1 protein-coding gene and 1 pseudogene are annotated in these 1,483 nt (G+C 79.6%); both read right to left on the bottom strand.

The annotated features are described in order from the left end of the window. On the bottom strand, positions 1-409 hold a 409-nt coding region (locus tag AA75_RS15355; protein WP_033820576.1), incomplete at its 3' end, for a hypothetical protein. Then, positions 406-1,483 (bottom strand): annotated as a pseudogene (locus tag AA75_RS15360) (hypothetical protein); the annotation flags it as partial. The pseudogene AA75_RS15360 and the gene AA75_RS15355, both read right to left, overlap by 4 nt.

Genomic DNA, 1,483 nt, shown 5'->3' on the forward strand with positions numbered 1-1,483 from the left:
GCCGGGTGCTCCTGCGGATCCTGGGGCGGCGGGGCGCCGGGGTGGGCGTGGGGGTGGGGGTCGTGGCGCGCAGGGCGAGGCACAGCAGCTCCGCGCCGAGCGGCCCGGACCGCAGGCGCAGTCCGCGGCCGGCCGGGGCCAGCAGCAGGTCGCCGCGGTCCGCCAGGTGCTGGGCGCCGTCCGGCACCTGCTCGGCGACGACCGGGCCGCGCAGGACGAACCAGACGGACTCGCCGTCCGGCCGGCCCGGGTGTTCGTGAACGGCGCCGGGACTCAGCCGCAGCTGGTCGATGGAGTCGGTGGCGCTGCGCAGCACGGCGCGCTGGGCGAGCGGCCTGACCCGGATGAACTCGCCGTCCGGGCCGGCCAGGACGGCGGCCGAGGCGGAGGCGGTGCTGACGACGATCATCGGTGGGCCCCTCGGGGGACGGCCAGCACGGCGTGGAAGTACTCCAGGCCCGCCGGGCCGGCGGCCAGGGTGACGCTGCCGCCGAGCGGCAGCGTCAGGCCGGTGCCCTCCGCGAGCTCGACCTCCACCTCCCGGCCGCCGGCCCGGCCGGAGCCGGTGGTGACGTACAGGGCGTGCTCGACGCCGTCGGCGTCCAGGTCCAGCTCGGCGTCGGGCTCCAGCCAGGAGAGGCCGACGCCGAGCAGCGGGCCGGTCAGCACCCGGCCCGGGTCGACGGCGCGGCCCCGGTGCAGGGAGGTCACGGCGGTCCGGTCGGTCCGGTGGGTCCGGTGGGTGGTGGTCATGGCGGATGCTCCTCGTCCGTGGGTCGTCCGGTGCTGTGCTTCGACGATCGGCCGCCCGCTGTCCCGGGTGCACGGGTGCGGTGTCCCGTCCCGTCCCGTCCCGGCCCGGTCAGCGCTCGGCCGGGGCCGGGACGCCGGAAGTGCGGGAGTGCGGGAGTGCGGGACCCCGGTGGGCCGGACGGCTTCGGCCCCGGCGCGCAGCGCCCGGTCGTCCACCCCGGTCAGCAGGCTGCCGCGGCCGGTGTGCGGCCGGCCGAGTCCGGTCAGCAGGACCAGTCCGTCCTCGCCGTCCCGGGCGGCGGCCACCGGGACGGCGGCCGCGAGGCCCGCCGGGTCGACCCCGGGCGGCAGGACCACCGGCAGCCCGGCGCGCCGCAGCAGGTCGCGGTGGGCCTGTTCGTCCTCGGCCGGCAGCAGGCCGAGCCGGACCGCGATCCGGGCGGCGACCAGCATGCCGAGACCCTCCGACGGGCCCTCGCCGAGCGCGCCGCCCGCCAGCAGGCGGATCGCCCGGCCGACGGTGCGGCCGTAGCCGAGGGCGCGTCCCGGTCCGCGTTCCAGCGGGTCGTCGCGGGTGACTGCGGCCCGGGCGTCCGCGCACAGGGCGAGGAACGCGGCCAGCTCGCGCGGCCGGTAGCCGCCCTCGGGGCGGAGCGCGGCGGCCAGCGGCCGGTACCCGGCGGGACTGACCGCCAGCACGGCGCGGACCGCCTCCACCAGATCGGCGGGG

It is taken from the genome of Kitasatospora sp. MBT63 (assembly GCF_000710465.2).
GTDB lineage: Bacteria > Actinomycetota > Actinomycetes > Streptomycetales > Streptomycetaceae > Kitasatospora.